At 62.5% G+C, this 1,173-nt stretch carries 1 protein-coding gene; it reads right to left on the bottom strand.

Annotation, left to right across the window (positions count from 1 at the left end):
* The coding region (locus C5F46_RS16160) for a type IV secretory system conjugative DNA transfer family protein (protein ID WP_181317783.1) at nucleotides 1-1,173 on the bottom strand (1,173 nt) is incomplete at both ends.

The following is a 1,173-nucleotide window of genomic DNA, read 5'->3' as shown; positions in this document are numbered from 1 at the left end:
ATCTCGTCCAGCGCAGGGATGGTCTGGGTGACGATGGCGAGGTTGCCCCCGAAAGAGCGCAGCGTCTTGATGCTTTCGGCGACGATCGGCATTTTTCCGAGCCGGTCGAACTCGTCGAGCATGATCATCACGGGCCAGGGCTCGTCATCCCCAGGTTCCTGCGCCTGCAGGGAGGCGATCAGGTCCGAGAAGAACAGCCGGATCAGCGGGGCAAGAGGGCGGATCATCTCGGACTCGACCACGAGATAGATCGCGTGGGGGCGGCGTCGGATATCCCGGAAGGAGAAATCCGAGGTCGCGGTGGCCGCGTCGATGGCGCGGTTGTCCCAGGTGTCGAGACCCGAGGTCATCAAGAGCGACAGGTAAGAGGTCAGGGTGTCGTTGTTGGTCGAGGCCATGCGCTCGAAGATCAGCTTGGCCGAGGTGTTCTTCACCTCCTGTGCGCGCTTGAGGTATTCCTTCTGCTTGTCACCGCCCGAGGCGGTGATGCGGTAGATCTCGCCGATGGTCGGAACGCCGCGCTCGAAGGCCAGAAGGCCGGCTGCAACGAACAAATCGATGCCGCCTGCCAAAAGCCCGCTCAGCTTTTCGTTGTCGGTCTGCAGGAAGAGCTTGGCGGTCAGCTTCAACTCCATCTGCTGCCGGTCAGGGTTGGTCATAGCCGCGATACGCGCCAGCGGATTGTAGCGGTGGGTCGGCCGGTCCCAGTCGGTCGGCGCGAACCGAAACACCTTGTCGCCCATGCTGGCGCGGAAGCGCGAGGTCTCGCGGAAGTTCTCCCCCTTCACGTCGAGCACGACAGCCGAGCCTTTGTAGGTCAGAAGGTTCGGAATCACAAAGCCCACACCCTTGCCCCGGCCCGTGGGCGCCACGATCAAGGCATGCGGGAAGGTTTTTGACACGAGGAAGGGGCGCTTCGATTTCGGGGAGCCGAGCTTGCCCAACAGGAACCCACCGCCCGGTTTGGCAAAAAAGCCGTTGCGCTTCATCTCTGCCTTGGTCTGCCAATGTGTCGTGCCGAACCGGGTCAGCGCCTCGCCCAAAAGCGTGACGCTGAGCAGCAGTGCTGCGACGCCAAAGCCGCCTAAGATCAGGTTCACCCAAAGCAAGTCCTTCGGGGCCGTGGCTCCAAGCGCGCGGTATTCCCGCGCGAGCAATGTGAAATCGATGCGC

It is taken from the genome of Phaeovulum veldkampii DSM 11550, assembly GCF_003034995.1.
GTDB classification, from domain to species: domain Bacteria; phylum Pseudomonadota; class Alphaproteobacteria; order Rhodobacterales; family Rhodobacteraceae; genus Phaeovulum; species Phaeovulum veldkampii.
This window is presented reverse-complemented; position numbering and strand designations above follow the sequence as displayed.